The organism is Sorangium sp. KYC3313 (assembly GCF_052075895.1).
Classification (GTDB): Bacteria; Myxococcota_A; Polyangia; order Polyangiales; family Polyangiaceae; genus Sorangium; species Sorangium cellulosum_B.
Window position 1 is genome coordinate 9,727,961 of record NZ_CP197255.1, and the last position, 26,001, is coordinate 9,753,961.

At 71.4% G+C, this 26,001-nt stretch carries 19 protein-coding genes; 10 read left to right on the forward strand and 9 right to left on the reverse strand.

Going from position 1 to position 26,001, the window contains the following annotated elements:
- Positions 1-35: 35 nt before the first annotated feature.
- Positions 36-1,280 (forward strand): ATP-binding protein, encoded by a 1,245-nt coding sequence (locus ACSRUE_RS36850; protein ID WP_437768812.1) that lies wholly within the window; start codon positions 36-38, stop codon positions 1,278-1,280.
- Positions 1,281-1,546: 266 nt separating this feature from the next.
- On the opposite strand, the gene ACSRUE_RS36855 is transcribed toward ACSRUE_RS36850, so the two are convergent.
- Positions 1,547-1,696, reverse strand: a complete 150-nt coding sequence (locus ACSRUE_RS36855) for a hypothetical protein (protein WP_441287657.1) — start codon at positions 1,694-1,696, stop codon at positions 1,547-1,549.
- 72 nt (positions 1,697-1,768) lie between these two features.
- On the opposite strand from ACSRUE_RS36855, the gene ACSRUE_RS36860 reads away from it, so the two are divergent.
- Positions 1,769-5,071, forward strand: coding sequence for a beta-propeller domain-containing protein (locus ACSRUE_RS36860; RefSeq protein WP_441287658.1), 3,303 nt, complete (start codon positions 1,769-1,771; stop codon positions 5,069-5,071).
- Positions 5,072-5,270: 199 nt separating this feature from the next.
- Positions 5,271-6,356, forward strand: a complete 1,086-nt coding sequence (locus ACSRUE_RS36865) for a hypothetical protein (RefSeq protein WP_441287659.1) — start codon at positions 5,271-5,273, stop codon at positions 6,354-6,356.
- Positions 6,357-6,533: 177 nt separating this feature from the next.
- Here ACSRUE_RS36865 and ACSRUE_RS36870 read toward each other — a convergent pair whose 3' ends face one another.
- Together ACSRUE_RS36870 and ACSRUE_RS36875 are read right to left on the reverse strand one after the other, a co-directional pair.
- A complete protein-coding gene (locus ACSRUE_RS36870) occupies positions 6,534-7,235 on the reverse strand; it encodes a DUF4336 domain-containing protein (RefSeq protein ID WP_441287660.1) in 702 nt (233 codons plus the stop codon).
- 55 nt (positions 7,236-7,290) lie between these two features.
- The gene (locus ACSRUE_RS36875) at positions 7,291-8,193 is read right to left on the reverse strand and encodes a hypothetical protein (protein WP_441287661.1); all 903 of its coding nucleotides are present in this window, start codon (positions 8,191-8,193) and stop codon (positions 7,291-7,293) included.
- A 201-nt stretch (positions 8,194-8,394) separates the two neighbouring features.
- On the opposite strand from ACSRUE_RS36875, the gene ACSRUE_RS36880 reads away from it, so the two are divergent.
- The 4 genes from ACSRUE_RS36880 (at position 8,395) to ACSRUE_RS36895 (ending at position 12,245) form a co-directional block, all read left to right on the forward strand.
- Positions 8,395-8,763: a cupredoxin domain-containing protein gene (locus ACSRUE_RS36880; RefSeq protein ID WP_441287662.1), complete on the forward strand. Its 369-nt coding sequence runs from the start codon at positions 8,395-8,397 to the stop codon at positions 8,761-8,763.
- A gap of 197 nt (positions 8,764-8,960) precedes the next feature.
- Positions 8,961-9,857, forward strand: a complete 897-nt coding sequence (locus ACSRUE_RS36885; protein WP_441287663.1) for an STAS domain-containing protein — start codon at positions 8,961-8,963, stop codon at positions 9,855-9,857.
- Between the two features lie 223 nt (positions 9,858-10,080).
- The gene (smpB, locus tag ACSRUE_RS36890) at positions 10,081-10,569 is read left to right on the forward strand and encodes an SsrA-binding protein SmpB (RefSeq protein WP_012234932.1); all 489 of its coding nucleotides are present in this window, start codon (positions 10,081-10,083) and stop codon (positions 10,567-10,569) included.
- Between the two features lie 164 nt (positions 10,570-10,733).
- Positions 10,734-12,245 (forward strand): pyridoxal phosphate-dependent decarboxylase family protein, encoded by a 1,512-nt coding sequence (locus ACSRUE_RS36895; protein ID WP_441287664.1) that lies wholly within the window; start codon positions 10,734-10,736, stop codon positions 12,243-12,245.
- A 100-nt stretch (positions 12,246-12,345) separates the two neighbouring features.
- On the opposite strand, the gene ACSRUE_RS36900 is transcribed toward ACSRUE_RS36895, so the two are convergent.
- Positions 12,346-14,376, reverse strand: a complete 2,031-nt coding sequence (locus tag ACSRUE_RS36900; protein ID WP_441287665.1) for an amylo-alpha-1,6-glucosidase — start codon at positions 14,374-14,376, stop codon at positions 12,346-12,348.
- 235 nt (positions 14,377-14,611) lie between these two features.
- On the opposite strand from ACSRUE_RS36900, the gene ACSRUE_RS36905 reads away from it, so the two are divergent.
- Positions 14,612-15,784 (forward strand): amidohydrolase family protein, encoded by a 1,173-nt coding sequence (locus tag ACSRUE_RS36905; protein WP_441287666.1) that lies wholly within the window; start codon positions 14,612-14,614, stop codon positions 15,782-15,784.
- Between the two features lie 93 nt (positions 15,785-15,877).
- Here the strand turns inward: ACSRUE_RS36905 and ACSRUE_RS36910 are convergent, their stop codons facing one another.
- On the reverse strand, positions 15,878-16,369 hold the full coding sequence (locus ACSRUE_RS36910; protein ID WP_441287667.1) for a DUF6691 family protein: 492 nt from the start codon (positions 16,367-16,369) through the stop codon (positions 15,878-15,880).
- Positions 16,366-16,800 (reverse strand): YeeE/YedE family protein, encoded by a 435-nt coding sequence (locus tag ACSRUE_RS36915; RefSeq protein WP_441287668.1) that lies wholly within the window; start codon positions 16,798-16,800, stop codon positions 16,366-16,368. The genes ACSRUE_RS36910 and ACSRUE_RS36915 overlap by 4 nt, the downstream gene beginning before the upstream one ends.
- Before the next feature lie 309 nt (positions 16,801-17,109).
- Here ACSRUE_RS36915 and ACSRUE_RS36920 point away from each other — a divergent pair, with 309 nt between their 5' ends.
- Positions 17,110-18,846, forward strand: coding sequence for a protein kinase domain-containing protein (locus ACSRUE_RS36920; protein WP_441287669.1), 1,737 nt, complete (start codon positions 17,110-17,112; stop codon positions 18,844-18,846).
- Positions 18,847-18,901: 55 nt separating this feature from the next.
- Positions 18,902-21,760 (forward strand): TonB-dependent receptor domain-containing protein, encoded by a 2,859-nt coding sequence (locus ACSRUE_RS36925; RefSeq protein WP_441287670.1) that lies wholly within the window; start codon positions 18,902-18,904, stop codon positions 21,758-21,760.
- Between the two features lie 114 nt (positions 21,761-21,874).
- Here the strand turns inward: ACSRUE_RS36925 and ACSRUE_RS36930 are convergent, their stop codons facing one another.
- From ACSRUE_RS36930 to ribB, 3 genes are all read right to left on the reverse strand, one after another.
- The gene (locus ACSRUE_RS36930; protein ID WP_441287671.1) at positions 21,875-24,334 is read right to left on the reverse strand and encodes an SGNH/GDSL hydrolase family protein; all 2,460 of its coding nucleotides are present in this window, start codon (positions 24,332-24,334) and stop codon (positions 21,875-21,877) included.
- Entirely contained in the window at positions 24,331-24,564 is a 234-nt protein-coding gene (locus ACSRUE_RS36935) for a hypothetical protein (protein WP_441287672.1), read from the reverse strand. Before ACSRUE_RS36935 ends, ACSRUE_RS36930 begins: the two co-directional genes overlap by 4 nt.
- A 142-nt stretch (positions 24,565-24,706) precedes the next feature.
- Positions 24,707-25,822: a 3,4-dihydroxy-2-butanone-4-phosphate synthase gene (gene ribB / locus ACSRUE_RS36940; RefSeq protein WP_441287673.1), complete on the reverse strand. Its 1,116-nt coding sequence runs from the start codon at positions 25,820-25,822 to the stop codon at positions 24,707-24,709.
- Positions 25,823-26,001 lie beyond the last annotated feature (179 nt).

Here is a 26,001-nt window from a genome sequence, read left to right on the forward strand (position 1 = left end):
GAGAGCGCCGATGTCCGGCGTGGTCGAGGCTCCCGATGAACGACAGCGCGATGAAGGTCCTGCTCGTGGATGACGACGAGGTCGACCACCTCGTCACGCGGAGGCTCCTCCGCGACGCTCCCCGCACCCGGTACGACGTGACGTGGCTGAGCAGCTCGGACGAGGCGATCCGGGCGCTGCGCGCCGGCGGCTACGACGTCTGCCTCCTCGACTTCCGGCTCGACGCCCGGACGGGCCTCGACGTCGTGCGCGAGGCCAACCACCTCGGCTGCGCGATCCCCATCATCATGCTGACGGGGGTCGGCGACGAGGAGATCGACATGGCCGCGATGAGCGCGGGCGTCGCGGATTACCTGGTGAAGGGGGGGTTCGACGCGCAGATCCTCGAGCGCACGATCCGCTACGCCATCGAGCACAAGCGGAGCCAGCTCAAGCTCAAGCAGTACGCCGACACGCTGGAGGAGAGCAACCGGCAGCTCGTCCAGATGCACGAGGAGCTCGCGGCGAAGAACGCGGAGCTGGTCCGGCTGAACGAGGAGAAGAACCGCTTCGTCGGCATGGCGGCCCACGACCTCAGGAACCCGCTCGGCGTCATCCTGGGCTACAGCGATTTCATGCTGATGAGCCACCGGCGCGGGGAGCCGTCGTCGCTGCTCAAGGAGGGCGGTGTCGAGATCGTCAACATGATCAGGAGCTCGAGCAAATTCATGCTCTCGCTCATCAACGATCTGCTCGACGTGTCGATGATCGAGCTCGGCAAGCTGAACCTCGACAGGAAGAGCACCGATATCGTCCAGCTCGTCGAGTCCAACGTGGCGCTCAACATGGTGCTGGCGGGGCAGAAGAGCATGAGGCTCGTCGTCGAGAGAGACGAGGGCGTCCCGCCGGTCGAGGTCGACGTCCACAAGCTGGAGCAGGTGCTCAACAACCTCATCAGCAACGCCATCCACTACTCGCCTCCGGGCACGACCATCTGCGTCCGGGTCCACGGCGGCCGCGGGGAGGACGCCTGCGGGGGGGCCGAGGTGATCCTGTCGGTGAAGGACGAGGGGCCCGGGATCGCGGCGGAGGACCTCGGGAAGCTCTTCCGGCCGTTCGGGCGGGCGAGGACGGTCAGCACCGGGGGGGAGCGCTCGACGGGCCTCGGGCTGGCGATCGCGCAGCGGGTCGTCGAGGGCCACGGCGGGCGGATCTGGGTGGAGAGCGTGGTCTCGAAGGGGTCGACGTTCTTCGTGGCGCTGCCGGTGGCGCGGGCGGAGGAGAAGGAAGAGGCCGCTTGACCGGCGCGCGACGAGCGCGGGTCCCGCGCCGCTCGACGTCACGATAGAAGGCGTCGAGCGTCCCGCAGACCGGCGCGAGCCGACCGCAACCAGCGCTGTCCGAACCGTCGTGTGGGGAGACGCCGCCACGTGTGAGCTCTCGGCGCTCCGCTCCGCCCAAGAACCCATCCTGCGCCACGCAGAGCAATCGGCGCTGCCGCCGCTCCGTAACAGCATTCCACGTTGAGGAGCCACTCCAGAAGGTGGATACTCCGCTGGATGCAAGCTCACGGTCCGCGGTAGTGCGAAGCCGCGTAGACCGGCTCGATCGCGGGCTGCGCCGTGCCGGACGCGCCCTCGACCGCTCGCCGGAGGCTCGCCGCACCGCCGCCCTCGGGCCGCGACGTTCCGACCACGTTGAACCGTGCGGGATCCATCGATGTGTGCAGTCTCCGTACCTCGAGCGAGGTAGCAGGGAGGAGTGAGCAGTGGCGAAGAGAAGAGCACTGGTGAGAGGTGTGCTGTCAGCGCAGGCCAGCGTGATGGCCGCGCTGCTCTTGCTGCTCGGACAGGGATGCGGGAGCGACGACAAGAAGCCCGTGCCCCAGGAGCAGACCCCACCCGAACCGGAAGAAGAAGAGAACGAGAACCCTCCGCCCGAGGAGGAGGAGCCTGATCCCGATCCTCCCAAGGAAGAGCCCGAGGAGCCAGAGCCCGAGACCCCAGCGGGGCCCACCGACTTCGTGTCGGCCGATGATCCTTTCATCGAGGGGTACCTCGGCGAGGAGGAAGAAGAAGAGGAAGAAGAGGAGGAAGAAGAAGAGAGCCGCGAGCTCGAGGAAGGCGACATCTACCGCGTCCTCGGCAACGGGCAGCTCCTCAACCTCAACACCTTCCGCGGCCTGCAGGTCATCGACATCCAGGACCCGTCGGACCCGAAGTTCCTGGGCCAGATGCAGATCGCCGGCACCCCGGTCGAGATGTACGTCGTCGGTGACCGCGCGGTCGTGCTCCTGAACGACTGGGCCGGCTACCAGCTCAAGGCCGACGGCCTGACCGTGGAGCGGCGGACCGGCGGGACCGTGCTGTTCATCGACATCGCCGACCGCACCGCGCCGAAGCTCTTGTCGCAATATCCGGTCGCGGGCGCCATCATGACGAGCCGCCTCGCGCGCGGCGAGAGCGCGAGCTCGCTCTACATCGCCTCGAACGGCTCGGAGCTCGAGGAGATCAACCCCGGGCAGTTCCAGTGGGTCAACAAGACCCTCGTCCGGAGCTTCGACGTCGGCGCCGACGCGCTCGCCCCGCGCAGCGAGATCGAGCTCGGCGACACCGTGACCGCCATCCACGCGGAGGCGGACGTGCTCCTCGTGGCGCGCAACGGCGGCAGCTGGTCGCAGGATCCCAGCGAGATCTCGATCATCGACATCTCGAGCCGCGACGGGTCCATGACGCTGCGCGACAGCGTGAGCACGGCCGGCTACGTGCGCTCCCAGTTCCACATGGACTTCCGCGACAACATGCTGCGGGTCTTCTCCGGTCCGCAGTGGGCCGACGGGTCGCCCAGCTACCTCGAGACGTGGAACGCAGCCGATCCCGACGACATCGTGCCGATCGACAGCGAGGAGTTCGGCGCCGAACAGTCGCTCTACGGCGCCATCTTCCTGGACGACAGGGCGTTCGCGGTCACCTACCGGCGCCAGGATCCGTTCCACGCCTTCTCCATCGATCCGAGCGGGAACGTCACCGAGGAGAGCGAGTTCATCGTGTCCGGGTGGAACAACTTCTTCCGCCCGGTCTTCGGCGCGACGCGCCTGATCGGCATCGGCGTGAACGATCAGAACGGCCGGCAGCTCGCGGCCAGCCTCTACGACATCACCGATCTGACGAGCCAGGATCCCCTGGTGGCGCGCGCCGAGATCGACGGCGGCGCCCAGGGCTGGAGCTGGTCCGAGGCCGACTGGGATCACCGCGCGTTCACGGTGCTCGACAACGCGGTGGACGCCGTGGCGCCGAGCGGAGAGCCCGAGACGGGCCTCGTGCTGCTCCCGTTCTCCGCGAGCAGGACCGTGGACAACACCCGGCGGCCGTTCTCCGGCGTGCAGATCTTCACCTTCTCGGACACCACGCTGACCCGCCGCGGCGTGATGGAGCACGGGACCCCCGCGCGCCGCACGTTCCGCGCCGAGGACATCGCCACCGCGAACGTCTCCGATGAGGAGCTCACCCTCTACGCGCAGGACAAGCTCGACACGCCCGAGAAGCTCGGACACCTCGATCTCGCCCCGGATTACGTGAAGGTCTTCGCGTTCGGCGAGCACCGCGTCCGCGTGAAGATGCCTTACGATCTCTACTGGACCCCCGCCGAGAGCCGGAAGATCAAGGCGGAGGTCGTGCCGAGCGCCGGGCTCACCCAGCTCGCGCAGCCGATCGCCACCTTCGATCTGCCGGCCGACGCGCAGCTCCACCAGGTGGGCGATCTGCTCGTGTCGCTGACCACCACCTTCGAGAACTGGGTGGGCAAGGTGACCCACCTCGAGGTGATCGACCTGTCCGACCCGACCGCGCCGCGGCGGGCGGGCACGCTCGACACGAGCGATCTCCCCGCCACGGGCAGCTACTACGGCGGGGCGAGCTCGTTCTCGACCGTGCACCCCGCGCGCGACGCCCTCGCCTTCCTGCGCGTCATCGGCCACTCCGAGGACCTCGGGGTCGGCTGGGCGTGCCGGACCAGCTCGGTCGAGAACCCGGGCTGCTTCGGGCAGGAAGGCTGCACGTACATGGCCGGAGAGCGGACGTGCCGCAACATCGGCGGCGAGGAGTACTGCAACGGCGGGTTCGCCGAGTGCACGGACCACCCCGGCGCGGACACGAGCTGCACGCCGGTCGAGGTCGACCGGAACGACATCGTGGGGATCACGTCGACGTATTGTTATGAGTACGTCCCGCGCCGCAGCTGGGCACAAATCGAGGTCCACGTGGTCGACCTCTCCGACCCGGACCACCCGACCGTGGCGCCGGCCGTCGCGCTGCCGGACGACAACGAGGCCGTGAACGTCCTCAACGACAACGGGGAGCTCTACTTCAACATCAAGCGCTCGATCAGCGGGCGCGCGCCGGACGATCCGCGCCCGCGCACGCAGTACTTCCTCACGCACCTCGACCTGACCAACCCGTCGCAGCCGGCGCTCGATCCGGGGATCAACGTGCCCGGCGAGGTGCTCGCGATCCAGGGCGCGTCGATCTTCGCGAGCGACAGGGTGTGGGGCCAGCAGTTCATCGAGACGGCGATCGCGCGGCTCGAGGTGCACGAGGGGCTCGCGTACCTGCAGGAGTACCAGAAGTTCCCGGACCGCCAGGTCAACGCGATCTCCATCGACGGCCGCGGGCTGCCCGTGCTGTCCCACAGCCTGATCTGGCGTCCGAGCAACGGGTGGTACGCTGGCTGGGATCCCAACCAGAAGCTGACCACGCTCTCGCCGGCGGGTGAGGCGCCGCCGCCCGAGCCGGAGAACGAGAGCGAGACCCCCGCGATCCCCGAGTTCGACGTGCTCTCCACCGTCCGACTCGCCTCGTGGGCGTCGCTGCGCCACACGGCCGACATGCGGGCGCTCTTCGAGGTGCCGGGCGGCGCCCTGGCGATCTCCCTCGAGGAGCCCGAGGCGCCGAAGGCACAGGCGTTCTTCCCGCTCTGGGGCTGGCCCGAGAGGTTCGTGACCAGCGGCGAGGAGGTCCTGTTCGCCGCCCGCCGCTTCGGGATTCACCAGCTCGATCGCGAGACCGTCAACCTCGTCCCCTACCTGGGCGAGTAAACCGGGCCGCCGGGCAAGCCGGCCGGGGCCGAGCGCACCGGGCCGGCTTGCCGCAATGGCGCGCGGCGCGCAGCTTCGCGCGGCGCGGCCGCCTCATCCCTCTTTTCCCTCTTCGAACGCTACGCACCGCGCAGGCCGCGCGTGCGACGCGGTGAGATCCGGTTTCGCGGAGCGCCCGACAACGCTATGGAGGAGCCCCATGGTCGAGCAGAGCACAGCGGAAAACGGGGAGGGGCAACCGGAGGGCGCGGGGCCCGTCGAGGAGCGCGCGACGGAAGCCGCCGGAGAACCGGCGGAGGCGGGCGCGGAGGCCTCTTCCGGCGGCACGACGACGACCACGACGGCGGGCGCAGCGAGCGCGGCAGACGCCGTGGCGGCGCCGGCCGCCGCTGCGCCCGCCGCCGCTGCGCCCGCCGCCGCTGCGCCGGCTCGATCGCGGCCGCCGCGGGTCATCGACATGCGCCGGCCGCGCACGCCAGCGCCCGCGCAGGAGCCGCCGCCGCGGCGCCCGGCGCGGCCAGCGGAGCGCGGACCTGCCGACCGTGGAGCGCGCGAGCGCGGGCCGGCGGAGCGCGCAGGACGCGACGGCATCGCGGCCGAGCGCCGATCGCCGGACAAGGCCAGGGGGGCGCGGGAGGGGGCGACGCCGCGCGGCCGGACAGGCGCCGGGGGCGCTACCCAGACCCGCGCGCCCGCGGCCCATCCTGCGCCGGGCGCCGTCACGCGAGAGCAGCGCGCGGCCCCCGCCGTGGACCCCGCGCAGCGCGAGGCGGAGCGCAACGCCGCGCTCGCCGAGGCGAAGCTCGCACCCGCCGCGGGAGAGGCGAACGCCTCCAAGGCGTCGCGGCAGCCGCAGCCCGCCGAGACGCGCGGCGTGGCGCCGGCTCCGGCGCCGGAGACGACGGCGACCGCCGAGCCGCGCCGGGACGCCGTGTGGGTGCCTCCGCCGAGCGCCGCATTTCCGCGGAAGAAGAAGCCCGCGCTCACCGCCAAGGAGGCGATGAAGGCCAGAGTCCAGGCGCGGGCCGAAAAGAAGGCGGCGAAGCAGGCACCGAGCCGCGCGGCCGAGCCCACCGCGGACCAGGGCGTGGAGGCCGCCCGTGAGGAGCCCGGAGCGCCTCCCGCTGCAGCAAAGCCCCGTGACGCCGCCGTGGCGAAGCCCCGCGATGCGGCGCCGAGGTCAACACGCCGCGACCGGGCGGCGCCGGCGCCGGCGGCGAGCGCGCCGGCCGCGAAGCCGGGGCTGCTCACGCGGTTGCTGAGCCTGTTCCGGCGCTCCGGCTAGAGCGACAAACGGGGTGAAACCCCAGAAAAGAGCAGGGATTTGAACCGCCAAGCGCGCCAAGGACGCCAAGATTGTGGTTTGTTCTTGGCGTCCTTGGCGCCTTGGCGGCTCATTTCTCGCTCGAGCAATGACGGGGCTTTCGCTCGGCGAGAGCCGCATGGAAGCGGCGCTGTCAACCTACACCTCCACGCCCTCCAGTCGCCAGGCTCGTGCGAGGCCGTCGCGCCAACCTCCTTCGATGACCTCGGCATGCCCCACGATGAGACGCTGGGCCGGTCGCTCCAGCATGGCGCGGATGGAGCGCGCCGCCGCGGTCTTGTCCGGAATCTTCTTTCTGGCGTCGGGAGGCACACGCACCCGCTCGTAGAAGCCAGTAAGGCGCGCGGCGTAACGCAAAGTCCAGTGGTCCCTGGCGCAAGCGCAAAGGACGATGTCTGCGCCCAGCAGGGTTTGCGTCGGCCGATGGTAGAGCACTGTCTCGTCCCAGAACGGCACGCCCCGAAGCGGCAAGGCCTCGAGCTCGGGCACCTGCTCGACGAACTGGGCGTCGTGGATATCCACGTCGATTCTCAACGCCTTGTTCCTGTCGAGCGCCGACGCCGGTCCCACCACGCGCGCCTCGGGGAAACGGGCCGCCGCCGCGGGTGTCCCGAGGTGATGCCAGCAGTTGGGTACCAAGAGCCAGCGCACGGGGCCCAGGGCGCGTAGCTGCTCTGCCAGCGCATCGGTGGGAGGGGCCGGGGTGTGCAGGAGCAAACTGCCGTCCTCGAGGCGTACGACCGTCGTGCGGGCGCGCATCCGCACCCCGCTGAACCACACGGGGCGGTCCAGGGTCCAGATCGTGTCATCGACCACGGCGGTGAGAGCGCTGTCAGGCATGCGGGCGGCATCCTCCAGACGGCCAAGGCGTTCGAGGGGCAAGGGCCATTCGTCCTCAACCGGCGGCGCCGGCGGGCCGATTCTTCCTTCTCTTCTTCTTCTCGCCCTCGCGCGCCCGGTCCGCCGCCCGCAGCGCGCTGAGCTCGCGCCGGAAATCCGCGGCCGCCGCGTGGTGCTCGCCAGCCGACCGAACGACGCCGGCGATGGCGCCGCCGCAGCGCGGGCACTCGCTCCGATCGGACGCCAGCGCCGTGCGGCAGCCCGGCTCGGAGCAGAGATCGTACTGCCACCAGTGACCGACGGCCCAGCCGACGAGCGGCGCCCCGAGGAGCACGGCGAAGGCGAGCCCCCCACCGGCGCCGCGCGGCAGGGCGGCCGCGACCAGGATCGCCCCACAGAAGCCCGCGAGCAGGCCGAGGAACAGGCCCATGCCCGAGTGCGCCCGCCGCAGGCGGAAGACCGGCCGCGGATCGCCCTCCTCGAGCTTCGTCATCGCGGCGGGCCCCGCCTTCGGATCGTCCCAGACATGGCCGCACTTGTGGCAGTGCCAGCGCCTCGGCAGGAACAGCATGAGCGGCGCGGCGAGGATCGCGAGCGCGGCGGCGGCGCTCGATCCCTCGAGGCGCAGGCGCTCGTGGAAGCAGTAGGGGAGCTCGCAGCGCGGGCAGCGGACCCCGGCAGCCTCCTCGTCGTCGTTGCTGGCCGACTCCCCGCCGGGGTGGACCTCGAGCAGCCCCTCCGCGCGCTGGAGATCGCCCTCGCGCACCTGCAGCTGCGTGCCGCCGGCGGCGCCGCTCAGCATCGGGTTGTAGCTCGCCGCCTCGAACACGTGGGACTCGATGCCGTTGGCCGAGAGCAGCGCGCGGTCCATCTGGGCCGCGACCGGATCGAGGTAGCGGCGGACCGTGATCAGCTTCCCCGTGCCCGAAGCAGCATCCAGCTTGTCGCGGTACGGCAAGACGTCGCCTCCCCTGGGTCGGGACAGTGTCGCCCGGCTATGGGCCAAGAAATCCAAACGCGCTCCGAAAGTCAATCTCCGCGACGAGGGCCCGGCGGGGGCGCGCGTCGCCGGTCCCGGCAGGCGAGCCGGTCTCCCACGCTCGACTGTAATGCGACGGAGGCCCGCGCGTCTTCCCGCGGCACCTGAAAGGAGCTTCTCATGAACGTCACGCACGCAATCTTCTCGATCGCGCTCGGCATCACCTCGGTCGCCTCCGCGCTCGGCTGCTCTCAGCCCGCGAGCGCCGAGCCGCAGAAGGCCCCTCGCGTGGTCGAGATCATGGTCCACGGCGCCTTCGTGCCGGACAAGATCGCCGCGGTCGAGGGGGAGCGGCTGGAGCTCCGGCTCGTCCGACACGACAGCGGCGGCTGCACCAAGGAGGTCGTCTTCCCGAGCCTCGGTATCCGCAAGGAGCTGCCTACCGGACAGCCGGTGACCATCGACCTCCCGGAGCTGAAGGCAGGGGAGCTCCGATTCGAGTGCGGCATGGGGATGATCAAGGGCACGATCGCCGTCGATCCCCGTTGACGGAATGCACGAAAGACGCGGACTGCGCCGTGCGCCGGAAAAGCGAGGACGTATATCCTCCGCACAGCGCTTCAGGTCGTCGACCGGGGCGCCCCCACACCGGTCTGTCCGGCGAGCGCCCGCTGCAGACCTCCCTGCACGATCTGTGACGTTCCGCCTCTTTTGGTATACAGGTCAGGAGAGAGCAAGGGGCACGGATGAACTGTGAATCGGATCACAAGGATGTCATTGCAGAGAACGAGCGCCTGAGGCAGCGCATCCGGGAGCTGGAGGAGGCGGACCAAGAGCGGGATCACCTCCGCGCTGCGCTGGGCCGGAGCGAGGAGCATGTGCGCCTCTTTGTCACCTACACACCCGCCGCGTTTGCCATGTTCGATCGGGACATGCGCTACATCCTGGCCAGTCACCGCCACCTGGCGGATTTCGGCTTGCGCGAAGAAGATGTCCTTGGCCGGTGCCATTACGAGATCTTCCCCGACATGCCCGAGCACTGGAAGGCCATCCACGAGCGCTGCCTCGCAGGGGCCTCGGAAGGGAATGACGAGGAGCCCTTCCCGCGGGCCGACGGGCACGTCGAATGGGGGAGCTGGAGGATCTTCCCGTGGCACACGACGACCGGCGAGATCGGCGGGATCGTGCTGTTCTCGGAGGTGATCACCAAGCGAAAGCAGCTCGAGGACAAGCTCCGGTTGCAGGCGAAGACGCTGCTGGAGCTGTCGTCGCCCATCGTGCCCATCAGCCAGGGCGTCCTCGTGCTGCCGCTGGTGGGCGCGCTGGACGCGGCGCGGGCGCAGCAGATGATGGAGAACCTGCTGGGCAAGGTGGTCGAGCGGCAGGCGCGGGTGGCGATCATCGACGTCACGGGCGTGCCGGACATCGACACGGCCTCGGCGAGCGCCCTCCTGCAGGTGGCGCGGGCGGTCCGGCTGCTCGGGGCGCAGGTCGTCCTGACGGGCATCCGGCCCGAGGTGTCCCAGGCCATCGTCCGCCTCGACATCGATCTCGCCGGCATCGTGACCCGCCGCGATCTGCAGAGCGGGATCGCGTTCGCCACCGCGGCGAGCCCGGGGGCCTCGTCGCCGTCCCCGGCGTGACGCACCCTGCCGGGGGATCCGGCCGCCGGCAGCCTGCTCGGGGCGCTGACGTTTCTGGGCGCTCGAGGCGCTCTACTTCCCGTTCCCGGCGCGCGCCGCCCGCCGCGCCGGCCGGGAGGCCGATGCGCGCGCGGCCTTCGCCGAGGCGCGCCCGCTGCTCCCGTCGGGCCTCTCGTTCGCCCGGCGCTTCGCCGCGCTGGGGATCGACGGATAAGATCCCCTCGTGCCCAAGGAAAAGGCCAGGCCTGGCGAGACGCTCATCGCGCGCAACAAGCGCGCTGGCTTCAATTACGACCTCGGCGACCGGTTCGAGGCGGGCATCGTCCTCAAGGGGAGCGAGGTGAAGATGCTTCGCGCCGGCAAGGCCGACTTGACCGACTCGTTCTGCACGGTGCTCCGGGGCGAGGTGTTCCTGCACGGCGTGAGCATCGCCGCGATGGCCAGCGCCGCCTTCGGCCACGTGCCGAAGGGCGCGCGCAAGCTCCTCCTCCACCGGCGCGAGATCGAGCGCATCGACCTCTCGATCGCCCGCGAGGGGATGACCGCCGTCGCAACCCGGCTCTACTTCAAGAGCGGTCTTGCCAAGGTCGAGATCGCGCTGGCGCGGGGGAAGAAGAGCCACGACAAGCGCGAGACCATCAAGGAGCAAGACGCCGAGCGCGAGATGCGCGCCGTGGTGGTGCACGGGCAGCGAGGGTACGGACGCGCGTGACGCTCCGCGAGCTCGCGGAGGACCCGGCTCGTGCGTCGATCGCAGGCCGGCGCCCACCCCGGACGAGGCGGCTCGCCTCGCTGGACGTTTCGCGACGTCCTCGCGACGTTTTCGCCCCGAACGCCGCCCGCCGTGGAGCGCGCGATGACGTAGGATGGCGCGCCTTGGCCCGCCCGAAACGCCCGCCGTCAGGCCCCCACCCGCTCGAGCTGCCGGGCGACGCCATGCGCGAGATGGTCGAGCTCGCGATGGACCGCATCGTTCGGCACATCGAGAGCCTGCCGGAGCAGCCGATGCACGCGACACGGGGAGGCAAGCGGGTCGCGCGCTCGCTCCGCGAGCCGCTGCCGGAGCGCGGCGTGCCTTATGAAAAGCTCCTCCGGAAGCTCTTCGGCAAGCTCATCCCGATGAGCCTGAACACGGCGTCCCCCGGTTACATGGGGTACATCCCGGGCGGCGGGCTCTTTCACGCGGCCGTGGCCGATCTGATCGCGGACGCGGTGAACCGGTATGTGGGCATGTTCCAGGCCGCCCCCTTGCTCGTTCAGGTCGAGGCGAACGTGATCGCCTGGTTCTGCGCCATGCTCGGCCTGCCCCAGGGCTCCGGGGGCATCCTCACGACGGGCGGCTCGCTCGCGAACCTCGTCGCGGTGATCACCGCGCGCCGCGAGCGACTCCCGCCGGACTTCCTGCGAGGAACCCTCTATGCCTCGGAGGAAGCGCACCACTCGGTGACGAAGGCCGCGCTCCTCGCCGGCTTTCCGCCGGAGGCCGTGCGCGAGATCCCGGTGGACGGGCGCTTTCGCATGCGGACCGACGCGGCGGCGGAGGCGGTCGCGCGCGACCGGGCGCGCGGCCTCTCGCCTTTCCTGCTCGTCGCCTCCGCGGGCACGACGGGCACCGGCGCGATCGACGATCTGCCCGCCCTCGCCGGCCTCGCCGAGGCCGAGCGCCTCTGGCTGCACGTCGACGCGGCGTACGGCGGCTTCTTCGCGCTCACCGAGCGAGGGCGCGCGGCGATGCGGGGGATCGAGCGCGCCGATTCGGTGACGCTGGACCCGCACAAGAGCCTCTTCTTGCCGTACGGGACGGGCTGCCTCGCGGTGCGCGATCGCGAGGCGCTGCGGCGCGCGCACGCGCTCTCCGCGTCGTACATGCCGCCGATGCAGGCAGAGGACGATCTCGTCGATTTCTGCGCGATCGGCCCCGAGCTCTCGCGCGACGCGCGCGGGCTGCGGGTGTGGCTGCCGCTGAAGATGCATGGGGCCTCCGTCTTCCGGGCCGAGCTCGACGAGAAGCTCACGCTCGCGCGCGGCGCCGCCGACGCGCTCCGGCAGATGGCGCACATCGAGGTCGTGGCGGAGCCCGAGCTGTCGCTCCTCGCCTTCAGGGCGCGCCCGCCCGGCGTCGGCGACGGGGCGGCGCTCGACGCGCTGAACCGGCGCCTCCTCGCGCGGGTGAACGCGAAGCAGCGGGTGCTGCTCACGGGCGTGGTGGCCGGGGGGCGGTTCCTGCTGCGGATGTGCATCCTGAGCTTCAGGACACACGCGGACCGGGTGGACGCGGCGCTCGCCGACGTCGCGTCGAGCCTCGCGGAGGTGCTGGAAGAGCTCCGCGACGGGCCGCTCTCGCCCGCGCGCGGCGGCGAGCAGCGCGGAGGAGCGGACGACGACTGAGGGGCGCAACAGACGCGCTCGCCCGGCGCTGGCTCAGCTCGGTCTCGTGTTCTGCTTCCCTCCCTGGATCACCTCGGGATCTCCTCGTTGCGTCGTCGGGTCAAGCGGGCTTCCGGACGGGCAACGCCGCCTGGTCGAGGAGTGTGAAGGCGCGAAGCACCTCGCCGACGCTCCACGCCTGGGCGATGCAGCCGCGCGGCGCGAAGGGGGCGTCACCATCGAAGATCTCGCTGATCGAGCCGAGGCCGGCGGTGTTGATGTGGTCGCCCATCGGCGCGAGCAGCCGGCGGGCTGCGTCGGGATCGCCATACACGCGGAGGTGCGCGTCGACGAACGGGCCGATGAGCCAGGCCCAGACCATGCCCTGGTGGTAAGCGGAATCGCGGCGCTCCTGATCGCCGCCGTAGAACCCGTGATACGCCGGATCCGACGGGGCGAGCGAGCGCAGCCCGTGTGAGGTCAGGAGCGCCCGCGCGCACGCGTCGACCACGGCGCGCTGTCGCTCGGGGGAGAGCGGGCTCTCGGGGAGCGACACGGCGAAGATCTGGTTCGGCCGGAGCGCCGCCTCGGCGCCCGCGGGCCCGTCGAGGACGTCGTAGCAATAGCCCGCGGCGGCGTTCCAGAAGCGCTCGAAGGAGGCGAGGGCCCTCGCCGCCATCCCCTGATACGGCTCGGCGGGCTCGCCGAGGCGGGCGGCGAAGACGACCATCGCCCGCAGCGCGTTGTACCAGAGGGCGTTGATCTCGACCGGCTTGCCGATGCGCGGCGTGATCACGCGATCGCCGACCTTGGCATCCATCCAGGTGAGCTGGACGCCGTCCTGCCCGCCGCGGAGCAGGCCATCGCCCGGGTCAACCTGGATCCCATACCGCGTGCCCCGGAGATGCCAGTCGACGATGTCCCGCAGCACCGGGAACAGATCGCGCAGGAGCCCGTCGTCGCCGGTCGCCTCGTGACAGGCGCGGATGGCCTGGAAGTACCAGAGCGTGGCGTCCATCGTGTTGTATTCGGGGTGCGCGGCGCCGTCGGGGAACCGGTTGGGCAACATCCCCTGATCCACGAAGGCGGCGAACGTGCGGAGGATCGGCGCGGCGATGCTCGCCTGTCCTGTCGAGAGCGCGAGGCCGGGCAGGCTGATCATCGTGTCGCGGCCCCAGTCCTCGAACCAGGGATAACCGGCGATGACGCTCTTGCCGGGGCTGCCGCCGGGGGCCTGCGCGCGGTCCACGACGAACTGGTCGGCGGCGAGGACGAGCTGCGAGACCCAGCCGGGGGCGGCGGCCGCGCCCGACGGTCGCGCCCCGCACCACGCCGAGAGGAGGGCCCGATCGCGCGCGCGGCGGCGCGGGAGGGCCTCCGGATCGACAGCGGTGATGCCGTCTCCGGCGGCGGCGAGGAACACCACCGTCTCGCCGGGCAAGAGGGTCGCCTCGAAGGTCGCGACGTGGAGGTGGTCGTCGCGGTCGAGGAGCCCGCGCGCCGTCTCGGCCGGGAGCGCGAAGCCGCGGTAGAGCTCCGTCGCGGGGGTGGCCGCGCCGCCTTCCAGCTTGAGGAACAGCGGCAGCGCGTCGCCGGCCGTGACGACGCGGACGCCGCCCCAGGCGGCGCTGACCTCGGCCGGCCACGCGACGGTGCCGGTGTTGTGGAAGACGCGGTTGTTGGCGATGGCGCGCGCGGTGAGGCGCAGCGGCTCGCGCGCCTGGAGCGCGGTGTACGCGACGTAGGTCGTGTTCTGGCCGTGCTCCATCCAGACGCGCTTCTCGAGCAGCGCGTCGGCGCAGGCGTAGCGCCAGCAAGGGATCGAGCCCTCGAGCGCGAAGTGCTCGATGTTGACGAAGCCGCTCGGCGCGACGGCGCCGCTCGCCCAGCGGTTGGTCGCGAGGTCCCAGGCCGCGCCGCGGTAGGTGACGGTCTCGTCGAGCTTGACCAGCATCAGCCGCCGATCGACGGGCGGCCGGAGGGCGGCGACGAGCAGCCCGTGGTAGCCGCGCGTGAGCGAGCCGGCCACCGTCCCGGAGCCATAGCCGCCCATGCCGTTGGTGACGAGCCACTCGCGGTCTTCGGCGATCCTCAGGTCGCCGCAGATCTCCCTCCCCATCCTGACCATGCGCTCCTCCTCCGGGACTTCCATCGCTGACCTAACCGGCGCGACGCGACCTCGAATTCGCCGAGGATTTTTGATCACGGCATCGTAACCGTCATCGGCGGGCACCGCGCAGGCGTCCGTCCGCAGCGCCGTGTCAATTTTCAACAGCACGTCCCGCCCTCCTTCCGTTCCGCCTGCGCCCCACAGCATATCACACCGATTCGGTGATCTGCCGAGGCGCTCATCGCCGAGCGCGGCCTCCTGCGCGCTATGCTCGGTCATGCTCGCGTCCAGAGGTCGTCTCGTGTCCAGCGCGGACATCGCAGCGCTCATGCTCGTTCTCCTCCTGCCCGCCGCGTGCGCTCACGGCCCGGAAGCGCCATTCGCCGCGCCGTCGCGGCCCGCCGACATCGCGGCGCTGCGGCTCGCGGACTGGCAGCCCATACCGCTTCTGGCGCTCGAGCGCACCGCGATCACCCACCTGGCCGTGCCCGCCATCGATGTCCACACGCACCTGCACCGGGTCGTCGACGTGGCGGCCGAGGTCGCGCGCATGGACGCGCTCCACGTCGAGACCCTGGTCAACCTCGACGGCTCCTCGGGCAAGCGCCTGGTGCGCGAGCTCGAGCGCTTCGACCGCGCCTATCCAGGGCGCTTCCTGACCTATGCCAACCTCGACCTCACGCTCGTGGGCGCGCCGGGCTGGGGCGAGCGCGTGGCCGCGCAGCTCGCGACCGACTTCGAGGCCGGGGCCAAGGGGCTCAAGATCTTCAAGGAGCTCGGGCTCACGGTGCGCACGCCCGAGGGCCGGCGCGTCGCGCTCGACAGCCCGGAGCTCGAGCCGGTCTGGCGCACGTGCGCGCGCTACCGCCGGCCCGTGCTCTGGCACGTGGCGGACCCGGCGGCGTTCTTCGCCCCGCTGGACGCGAAGAACGAGCGCTGGCACGAGCTGCACGAGTTCCCGAGCTGGTCATTCGCGGACAGGACGCGCTTTCCAACACGCGCGCGGCTCTTCGAGGAGCGCAACCGCGTGCTCGAGCGCCACCCCGACGTCACCTTCGTGGGCGCGCACATGGCCAGTTCGTCCGAAGACCTGAAGCAGCTCGCGGGCTGGCTCGATCGCTTCCCCAATCTGCAGGTCGACATGTCGGCCAGCGTCAGCGAGCTGGGCCGGCAGCCGCGCGCGGCGCACCGCTTCTTCGTGCGCTACCAGGACCGCGTGCTCTTCGGCACCGACCTCAAGAGCGCCAGGACCGCGGGCTACGAGGTCTATGCGCGCTTCCTCGAGACCGAGGACGACTACTTCGACACCGAGGCCGCGAACGGCCGCCAGGGGTTCTGGAGGATCTACGGTATGCACCTGCCCGAACCCGTGCTGCAGAAGATCTACCGCGACAACGCGCGCCGCCTGCTCTGGCCTGCAGATCCCGATCGGCTCGCGGCGCACCCGTGACGCGCGGCGCCCGGCGCGACACACGATGTTCCGTCCGGCGCGACACGCGTTATGAGCCGTTCCGCCGGTCACAAGCGTTGTTTCACTTGCCGTTCATTTCGTCGCCTGCTCGCTCGTCTCCGCCCTCCCCCTGGCCGAGGTGAAACGCTCGACCGCCATGCCGGCGGCCATCGCCGCGACGAACGCGAGCACGGCGCTCGATCCGGTCGCCAGCGAGACGAGCGCCGGCCCCGGGCAGTACCCGGCGAGACCCCAGCCGACGCCGAACAGCGCGGCGCCAGCGACGAGGCGAGCGTCGATGCCGACGCGGGTCGGAACGTCCGCGCGATCGGCCAGGAGGGGAAACCGCGGCGCACGGGCGGAGCCGGCCGCATCGACGCCGCCCCCACGCCGCCGCCAGCGAAGGGCGCGGTAGGCCAGGAAGTGCACGGATACCGCGCCGGCCATCACGAACGCGAGGCTCGGGTCCCAGCCGCCGGCCACGTCGAGGAAGCCGATGACCCTGGACGGCTGGGTCATGCCGGAGACGCCGAGCCCCACGGCGAACAGCAGGCCGGCGAGGAACGCGACCGCGCCCTGCCTCATCGCGCCCCCCCGAGCAGATGCCGGCTGACGTACACCGTGATGGCCGCGGTCGCGATGAACGTCAGCGTGGCGACGAGCGACCGGACCGACAGACGGCTGAGGCCGCAGACTCCATGGCCGCTCGTGCACCCGTTGCCGAGCCGCGTGCCCCAGCCGACGAGCAACCCGGCGACGATCACGAGGCCGAGCGACCCGCCGCCCCCCGCTGAGGGAAAGGCGAGCGGGTGCGCGGCGACGAGCGCGAGGCCGCCGAGGAGGAGGCCCGCGACGAACGCCGCGCGCCAGGCGGTATCGCCAGGCTTCCGGAAGAGGAGCCCTCCGACGATGCCGCTGATGCCAGCGACCTTCCCGTTGAAGAGCAGGAGGAGAGACGCGCCCAGGCCGATGAGGGCGCCGCCGAGGAGGGGGCCCATCACGGTGAATTCATTCACGATGTGACCTCGCTGAAAAACCGGTGGCCAGCATAGCAATGCGCGTCATCCACGGAAGACGAACCACCACGCGGTGCGCAATCCCGGAGCCCGCTCGGCGGTTGTCGGCCGGCCCGCCGGCTCGCGCGCCCCCTGCCCCGTCCGCCACCGCTCGCCGCGCAACCGCTGCTGCGAGCGCGCGGCGCCACACCCCGCCTGGATCGCCGCCCGACAGAGCGGGTGGGGCTGGGAGCGGGCGTATCGCACACGGCGCCGGCGGACAGCCGAGATTGTGCCGGGTCCCAGAGGTGCTGGTGTATACTGACGCCGATGGCCCACGCAGGCTCGGACGCGGCGGAACCGGCTTCATGGCGCAGGATTCCGCGCGTCGGGGATGTCGTCGGCGGCAAGTACCGCATCGAGCGGGTGCTCGGCCGCGGCGGCATGGGGATCGTCGTCGCGGCGCACCACCTCTCGCTGCGCCACCGCGTCGCGCTGAAGTTCCTGCTGCCCGAGGGGCGCACCACGCCCGGCGCCACGGAGCGCTTCTTCCGGGAGGCGCAGGCCGCGGCGGCGATCGCCAGCGAGCACATCGCGCGCGTCATCGATGTGGGGCAGACCGACGACGATCTGCCCTATTTCGTGATGGAGTACCTGAATGGCATCGATCTGGAGGCGCTGCTCGAATCGCGGGGCCCGCTGCCCGTGGAGCAGGCGGTCAGCTACGTGATCGAGGCCTGCGAGGCGCTCGCCGAGGCGCACTCGCTCGGGATCGTCCATCGCGACCTCAAGCCGGGCAACCTCTTCCTCGCGAGCCGCAAGGACGGCTCGACCCTGATCAAGGTGCTCGACTTCGGCATCTCGAAGGCGTCCGAGGAGGGCGTGCTCGGCCTGAACGCGCAGCTGACGGCATCCGCCGTGGTGCTCGGCTCCCCCCGCTACATGTCGCCGGAGCACATCCGCAGCACGCGGACGGTGGACGCCCGCAGCGACATCTGGGCGCTCGGCATGACGCTCTATCAGCTCCTGACAGGGCGGCTGCCGTTCGAGACCGAGTCCGTCTCGGCGCTGTTCGTCAGCATCGTGACCGACGTGCCCGTGCCCCCGCGCAGCCACCGGCCAGAGATCCCGCTCCCGCTCGAGTGGGTCATCCTGATGTGCCTCGAGAAGGATCCGGCGCGCCGTCCCCAGACGATCGCCGAGCTGGCCACGCTGCTCGAGCCGCTCGGGTCGGAGTCCGCTCGCCAGACGGTGGCGCGCATCCTGCGCAGGGCGATGGGGAACGAGGCCGTCGACGCGCCGCCGGCGCCGGACCGCCCGCGGGCCATCGACGAGGAAGCCGAGACCCTGACCGGGCCGATCGGCCCCACGCGTGGGTCCCGGCACAGCGTGAGCGAGCAGGCGAAGGAGCGCGCCTCCTCGATGCCACCCACGCGGGCGTCCGTCGCTCCGCCCGCCCTCGCGACGGCGGCCTCGCCATCGATGCCGCCCGCGCGGGTGTCCGTCGCTCCTCTCACGCTCACCGCGGCGGCCTCGCCCTCGGTGCCGCCCGCGCAGACGTCGGCTGCCGGACCTCCCTCCGTGCACGCGTTGCCCCCGGACGAGTCGCTGGCGCCGACGGCGGCGCCGTCCGGACGGGGCGAGCGCGTCGCCGCAGCGGATCCACAGGGGCGGCGCCGGCGAAGCATGGTCGCGCCCCTCGCGGCGGCGGCGCTCGTCGCGCTCCTCGGGGGCATGGCGGCGACCGCGTGGCTCGGGCGCGGCGCGGCGCCGGCCCCGGGCGCGCCGCCTGACGGCGAGGCGGTCGCGCCGGCGCAGGGCGAGCTTTCCGCGCCCTCGCGCGAGGATCCCGGGCCTTCGTCCCTCCCGCCGTCGGAGGTCGCCTCGCCGCCCGCGGCCGCGGCGGCCGCCGCGGCGAGCGGGTTCGCCACCGCCGGCGCCGCGCTCGCGCCGCTCGGCTCGGCGAGGGCGGGCCGCCCGCGCGCGGTGCTCGCGCCGTCGTCGCCGTACCCGGCCAGCAGCGAGCCGGCGCCGACGAAGGCGACGCGCCTGCGCGAGCACCGCTAGCGGCATGCGTCGAGCGCCCTCGAGCACGCGCGCTCGCCTATGGAGGCTCGCCGCAGTGCCCCTCTTCGCAGGCGCCCTGCTCCAGGCCCCCGCCGCCCGCGCCGACGGCGAGGGCCAGGCCGACGAGGCCGACCTCCACTTCGACCTGGGCCGCGACCTCTACAAGCAGGGGCAGTTCCAGACGGCCCTCGAGCACTTCCTCGCGTCGAACCGGCTCGTCCCGAACCGCAACGTCGTCTTCAACATCGCGCTCACCTACGAGGAGCTGGGCCGCTTCGCGGACGCGCACCGGTACTACGACGACGCGCTCGAGGGCGAGGCCGACCCGGAGGTCGTCGCCGAGGTCCAGGCCGCGCTCCAGCGGATCGCGCCGCGCGTGGCCGTGCTCCAGATCGTCACGTCGCCGCCGGGCGCCAGGATCTACGTCGATCGCAAGGACCTCGGCGCGCGCGGCACGGCGCCGCGCCGGCTCGCCATGTCGGAGGGGCGCTACCGGATCCTCGTCGAGCTCGCGGGCTACGAGCCCGTGGCCGTGGACGACGTCCCCGTGAAGCTGGGGCAGAGCAAGGAGGTCCTCATCGTGCTCCGCCGCATCGTGGGCACCGTGCGGGTGGACGTGCGCGGCGCGAGCGAGGCCACCGTGCACGTCGACCACGACGGCGCGCCGCCCGCGTGCACCGCCCCGTGCGATCTCGACCTGCCGCCGGGCCGCCACGTGCTCCATTTCTCGCGCCCGGGCTTCGAGGCGGCGCCGCAGCCGCTGACCGTCGCCGCGCACGAGACGGTGCCGATCACGGCGACGCTCAGCCCGCTCACCGGCTCGATCCTCGTGCGCGCCGACGAGCCCGACGCCCTCGTCGAGATCGACGGCCGCCCCATGGGCTTCACGCCGTCGGTGATCCAGGGCGTCGCCGTGGGCCGGCGCCGCGTCCGCGTCAGCCTGCGCGGCTTCGCGCCCGTCGAGCGGACGATCGAGGTGACGGCCGGCCAGCAGGCGGAGCTGCGCGACGTCACGCTGGCGCCGCTCCGGGAGGTGTCGTCGGCCTCGCGCGTCCTCGAGCGCCTGGAGGACGCGCCCGCGTCCATCAGCGTCATCGAGCAGCACGAGCTGCGCGCCTTCGGGTACCCGACCATCGCCGAGGCGCTGCGCGGCACGCGCGGCATCTACCTCTCGAACGATCACGTCGTCTACTCGGCCGGGATCCGCGGGCTCGGCGAGCCGCTCGACTACGGCAACCGGCTCCTCGTCCTCTCCGACGGCCACTCGACGAACGACAACGTGCTGAACGCCGCGTTCGTGGGCTCCGACGCGCGCGACGACCTCCACGACGTGGATCACATCGAGGTCGTCCGCGGCCCCGGCTCGCTGCTCTACGGCACGGGCGCGCTCTCGGGCATCGTCAACCTCGTCCCGCGCGGGCGCGACGAGCCCACGAGCGCGCACGTGGCGGCCGGCACCTACTACGACGGCGTGGGCCACGCGCGCGCCGGGTTCCACTACAACGCCCGCGGGGACGCGGGCGTGCAGGCGAGCGTCACCGGGGCGCGCTCCGACGGGTTCGACGTCCCGGTGGCGCTGCGGGACCCCGGCGAGGGGCCGCGCGTGCAGATCGCCGAGCGCGCCGAGACCTTCCGGGCCGGCGGCACGTCCGGGCGCGCCTGGTACGGGCCGTTCACGGCGCAGTGGATGTACCATACGCGCGAGCAGCTCGTCCCGATCGGCTACGTGGGCACGCGGCTCAACGACCTCGGGACGAGCTACGAGGACGCGCACATGATGGCCGAGGTGCGCTTCGAGCCGCGGCTCACGCCCGACCTGCAGCTCATGGCGCGCGCCCACGTGAACCGCTTCGTCTGGCGCGGCGCCTACGCGTTCGAGGAGGGGACGATCTTGGAGCAGCAGCACGGCACCTGGCTGGGCGGCGAGCTCAGGGCGGCGTGGACGCCGCTCCCCTGGCTGAGGGTCACCGGCGGCGGCGAGGTGCAGGCGCACCCCGAGGCGACGCTGGGCAGCGTGTTCGCGGACGGCCGCGCGCGCACGAAGCCCGTGCCGTACCGCTTCGGCGCCGGCTACCTCATCCTCGACAGCTCGCCCGCCCCCTGGGTCCGCCTCTCGTGGGGCGCGCGCCTCGACGTCTACAGCACGTTCGCGCCGATCGTCGTGCCGCGCGCCGCGGTCATCCTCCGGCCCGCGCCGGGAGGGGTCCTGAAGATCATGGGCGGGCGCGCCTTCCGCGCCCCGAGCATCTCCGAGCAGTTCTACACCGACGGCAAGACGCAGGTGCCCGCCGTCGACCCCGCGCGGGGCCTCGTGCTCAAGCCGGAGTCCATCGCTTCCGCCGAGATCGAGTACTCGCAGCGCCTCGGCGACGACTGGACCGCGCTCGGCGCCGCCCACGCGAGCAAGCTGTCGGACCGGATCACCTCCGCCGAGGACCGCCCCGGCGTGCCCGGCGTGGTGCGCTACGTGAACAGCCGTCGAGACGCGTTCGTGGCGGGGTGTGACGTCGAGCTCCGCCGCGAGTGGCGCCAGGGCTGGATGCTCGCGGCGACGTACGGCTACCAGCGCGGCGAGCTCAGGCGCGGCGAGCGGCTGATCAACGCGCCGGAGCACCTCGCGTCGTTTCGCGGCGTCGTCCCGGTGGTGGAGCGGCTCGCCGCCGCGGGGCTCCGGATCAACCTGGAGGCGCCCCGGCGCATCGGCCGCAGCTCGGCCGACGAGACAGCGGGCGCGATCGTCGCGGATCTCACGGTGTCCGGGGAGCTCCAGCGCTTCCACAGCCGCTATGTGATCGGCATCTACAACGCGATGGACGCGCGGTACGACTACCCGGCCGCGGAGAGCTACCTCTCGGCCACGAGCCGGCAGAACGGCAGGACCTTCCTCGCCGAGATCACCGTCAGCTATCCCTAGTTCCGCGCGTCCAATGTGCTGCTGCGCGCGGGTCTGCAGCGGCCCGGAGATGCTGACCACGCGGACACGCACGAGCCACGCGGAAAAGAGCGAACGGCCTGCCAGGCGCCGCCGTTACGGGGTGCTGTACTCGTGCCGGAAGCGGCGGAACAGGTTCCTGACCGCGCTCGCCGAGGGGACGCCGGAGACCGCGAGCGCCTCCAGGATGGTGCCGTCATGCGGGAAGCTGCTCTGGCTGTCTCCGCCGAGCGTAAGCCCGGTCACCGTCACGTTGTTCAGCGAGACCGTGGTCGAAGTGCCGTCGATGATGATCGCTGAGCTGGCCCCATTCACGATCACGCCCACAGCGTGCGCCACGAGTGGGTTGTACCCGGCGACCTGTCTGGTTACCGCGCCGTCGCTGAAGGCCAACGAGGTGGGCGTGTTGTTGTAGAACAGCGCCCCTGAGCCAACGCTTGTCCTTCCGATAACAGCACCGAAAGCCGTGGAATTCTTCTTGAATACGGCGAACAGGGCATAGGGTGCGGCGAGAGAAATCCCGTTCAGGCGATACTGTTGCAGGATGTTAGAAAACGAGATCGCCGGTTTGTGGTTGAGGCTGTCGATCTCGAATGCTGCGGGGCTCGCTGCGTACTGGATCGTCCAGTGCCTCGAGTTCCCGCTCCGGTCAACGGCCTGGCCGATCCCGAGCGGCAACCTCCAATAATGCAGGTTGCTGTACGTGGCAGAAGGGAACGTGAGCGTGATCCCAGTCGTACCAAGCGCAACAACGCCGTTGGACGGCACCAGGACATTATTCTCTGCCCACACGCCACCGCCGTGAATGCTCCAGTCGAACCTAGCGGTGCCGCGCGGCCCCCCCAAGACCATCTCGACATGAAGCAAGCCAGTGACCGTCGACGTGCCGGCAGCGGTCAGGGCAGGCGGTGAGGAGCCGAAGCCGGTGGGCGTCCCGGTCACGGTTCCACCGGGGAGGTCAAACCCAGCTTTGACCCAGGTAAAGAGCCCCGGAAGATGGTTTGGGCTGAACGGGAAGGCGTCCCCGGCGCATACCGCCGTCATCTTCTCCTGCCCCTTTTCGTTGGGATGAACGGTGTCCACCGCGTTGTGCGCAGCCGCCGCCTCCGCCGTCCACGCGGAATCGGCATAGATCACCTCGCCCCACGGAGCGAGCGCGGCAACCGCCGCCGCCTCCGCATCGCGCTGCGCGTCCCAGGACGTGCCGTCGACGTCGTTCTCGGTCACCTCGCGCGTGTAGGTCATGGCGCGCACCACCACGCGCGGATCGGCCTCTTTGATCGCGTTCGCAAGGTCCACCTTGAACTGAACCACGTTCGCGGCCGTCGTTTTCCGGTTGGCGAAGTCGTTCCTTCCGATCTGGACAATCACCTCGTCGGGACGGTTCGCCAGAATCTTCCTGGCGAGCGCACGGCACGCAGCGACGGAAGGCGTCGCCGTCCCGGTAAGATGCACGAGGCCATCCCCACCGCTGCCATGGGTCATGAACTCGAGGCCCTTGCGTTGCATCTGGAGCTGCCACGACGTCATGCCAGAGAACGCGGTGTACGCGCCCGCGCCCTTCGAATCGACGATGGCGATGATCACGCGAGCCCGGGGAGGTGTGACATCGAACATCGATGCGCCTGGCACGTAGATCCCAACAGGGAAAACGCCGATGTTCTCGCCACGGATGGCGACCAGCGACGCCGTGTACGGTGATGCCATCTGAGGACCAGAATAGACTCTGACCTTGCGCGGCACGGCACTGCGTGCGGCCGGGACGCTCACCCTGCTGAACGTGGTCGAGTTCCACGCCACGGGGAGCACCGGATCGATGGGCTCGCCGTCGGCCCAGACGGACGGATAGGAGCGGTTTCCGTTTCGTCGGTTCACCGTGTCGTAATACTCGACGTCAAAGACGTCGGTGTCGGTGGACAACGCGTAATACGCCAGGTTGGACATCTCGAGATGTCGAGGGTTGCGCCAGGCAGTGAGCTTTTCATACCCCGCCTCGCTGGAGCCGTGGAGCAGCGCCGGGTGCACGTCCAGACGGTAGAAGTCGGGGTAGAGGCCCCCCGTGGCGCCCACCGGGCGAATGCGGAGCCTGCCGCACAGGAACGTGGCCTGCGTCGCGCCGCTGCGAACGACGACCCGCGCGCGGTACGACAGCCCCGCGGTGACCGCGAGCGATGGCGTGATGCAGTCCGTCGGGGTGCTCGTGGGCGTGAACGACGCCGACATCAGGACGGAGGAGCCCACCGCGTCCAGGATCTGGAGCTGGAACGCGCCGGAGCTCCCGACCCCCGACGGGAGCGACACCCTGTCGAGCTCGAGGCGCACCGCGGGGACTTCGGACGGGACAGCGAACCAGCGCTCCTTCATCGCGCCGTCCGGCGCAGCCTGGTCGTGGTTCACCCAGATCAGGCTGCGTTGCCCGTCGGCGTCGACCCCCGTCAGGGGCAGGCACCGCGGGGCCAGGTTCGGCCGCTCCACGTGCCAGGCCATCGACTCGAGTCGCCCGGGGCCGAGCGAGTTCCGATCCACGTGCAGCCCGGCCGGGTACGCGAGGCTCACGTGTTGCTCCGCACGAGCTGACAGGCATGCTCCCAGCCCGGGCCGACGTTGGTCCACGTGCGCGTCGCTCCCGCGGACCCCTCGGTGATGACCGCCAGGACTCCGAGCTGCGGACCTTCGACGATCTCGACCGCGCGACATCGAGCATCGACACCCTCCGCCGGGATGGGATCGGGGAGCTCGAGCTCCTCCCCATCCGACGGCACACCGATTGAGTCACGATCTGCCATGACACGTTGTCTACTATAGAGTGCCAATCCTGTCGAGGTCGCCCGTCAGGCGTCCGATGCCGGGGCGCCGGCGTGGCGGGGGTCGGCGGAGGCGGCGACGGAGGGGCCTCCCGAGCGCGCGGGGGCGGAGGGCGGGAGCTCTTCAGGCACGCAGCTCGGCGGTCAGGCCCACGTTGGATCGATGGCTGTGGACCCCCACCAGCGTCACAGGCTCGCCCGTCTCGAGGTCGATCTCCTTCTTCGGACCGTCGGGCCAGGGCGCCTTCGAGTCGAGGAGCGTCGCCCGGCGAACCCCGAGCGCCACGAGCTCGCGCGCGGCGACGGCGAGCTCGAGCCCCGTGGTGACGTCGGCTCCCGCGGCCGTCGGCTCGGCCGGCGGGGGCACATAGACGACCGCGCCAGCGCCGGCGGCCTCGATGTCTCGCAGGGCGTCGAACAGATGGGCGTCGCCGAGGAGGTCCGAGACGAGCGCGGCGCGGTGGGTGTACACGACGACAGTGTCACCGGCGCGCGCCGGCGCGCCGTGCGTCAGGAGGAGCAGCTGCCTCTCGCGACGTACCGTGTACGTGTGCGCCCGCCACTCGCCGCTGAGGCCTGCGGGCCGGAACGGGGCGCTCCGGACGCGCGCGGCGACGTCCTCGCTCCGCACCCGGTGGCGGAGGAGGTCGTCGATGGAGACCAGCGGCAGCCCCTGTCGCGCCGCGAAGCGCGCGAGGTCCCGGCGGCGCGCCATCGTCCCGTCGTCATTCAGGATCTCGCAGATGACGGCCGCCGGCAGCGCCCCGGCGAGCCGCGCCAGGTCGACCGCGCCCTCGGTGTGCCCCTCGCGCTCGAACACCCCGTCCCGGCGCGCCCGCAGCGGGAACACGTGCCCTGGCGACACCACGTCTCGCGGCGACGCGTCCCGCGCGATCGCGGCAGCGACCGTGCGCGCCCGGTCGCGGGCGCTGATGCCGGTCGTGACGCCCTCGCGCGCCTCGATGCTCACCGTGAACGCCGTCGACCGGCGCGCGCCGGGCCGGGTCGCCATGAGCGGCAGCCCGAGGCGGTCCACCTGGTCCTCGGTGAGGGCGAGGCAGATCAGCCCCCGGCCGTGGGTCGCCATGAAATTGATGGCGGCCGGCGTCGCGTGCTCCGCCAGGACGACGAGATCTCCCTCGTCCTCGCGCGCCTCGTCGTCGACGAGGATCACCATGCCACCGGACCGGAGCTGCTCGACGGCAGCCTGAACACGCAACGTGGATGTCGAAACAGCCATGGATTCCTCTTCGCTCAGCGGGGCGGGAGCGGCGCCAGTCGATCGATCTCTTCCAGATCGGCCCCGGTCAGCCGGAAGCCCAGGGCGGCGGCGTTCGCGCGCACCTGCTCCGGCGACGTCGCGCCGGCGATCACGGAGGCGAGTCGCTGGCGCCGGCGAAGCGGGCCGCATGACGCAGC

Bases quoted from the DNA above. Each gene is read 5' to 3' on its own strand.
- ACSRUE_RS36850 (WP_437768812.1), top strand. From the start codon at position 36: ATGAACGACAGCGCGATGAAGGTCCTGCTCGTGGATGACGACGAGGTC.
- ACSRUE_RS36855 (WP_441287657.1), bottom strand. From the start codon at position 1,696: ATGGATCCCGCACGGTTCAACGTGGTCGGAACGTCGCGGCCCGAGGGC.
- ACSRUE_RS36865 (WP_441287659.1), top strand. From the start codon at position 5,271: ATGGTCGAGCAGAGCACAGCGGAAAACGGGGAGGGGCAACCGGAGGGC.
- ACSRUE_RS36870 (WP_441287660.1), bottom strand. From the start codon at position 7,235: ATGCCTGACAGCGCTCTCACCGCCGTGGTCGATGACACGATCTGGACC.
- ACSRUE_RS36880 (WP_441287662.1), top strand. From the start codon at position 8,395: ATGAACGTCACGCACGCAATCTTCTCGATCGCGCTCGGCATCACCTCG.
- ACSRUE_RS36885 (WP_441287663.1), top strand. From the start codon at position 8,961: ATGAACTGTGAATCGGATCACAAGGATGTCATTGCAGAGAACGAGCGC.
- ACSRUE_RS36900 (WP_441287665.1), bottom strand. From the start codon at position 14,376: ATGGAAGTCCCGGAGGAGGAGCGCATGGTCAGGATGGGGAGGGAGATC.
- ACSRUE_RS36905 (WP_441287666.1), top strand. From the start codon at position 14,612: ATGCTCGCGTCCAGAGGTCGTCTCGTGTCCAGCGCGGACATCGCAGCG.
- ACSRUE_RS36910 (WP_441287667.1), bottom strand. From the start codon at position 16,369: ATGAGGCAGGGCGCGGTCGCGTTCCTCGCCGGCCTGCTGTTCGCCGTG.
- ACSRUE_RS36920 (WP_441287669.1), top strand. From the start codon at position 17,110: ATGGCCCACGCAGGCTCGGACGCGGCGGAACCGGCTTCATGGCGCAGG.
- ACSRUE_RS36935 (WP_441287672.1), bottom strand. From the start codon at position 24,564: ATGGCAGATCGTGACTCAATCGGTGTGCCGTCGGATGGGGAGGAGCTC.
- ribB (WP_441287673.1), bottom strand. From the start codon at position 25,822: ATGGCTGTTTCGACATCCACGTTGCGTGTTCAGGCTGCCGTCGAGCAG.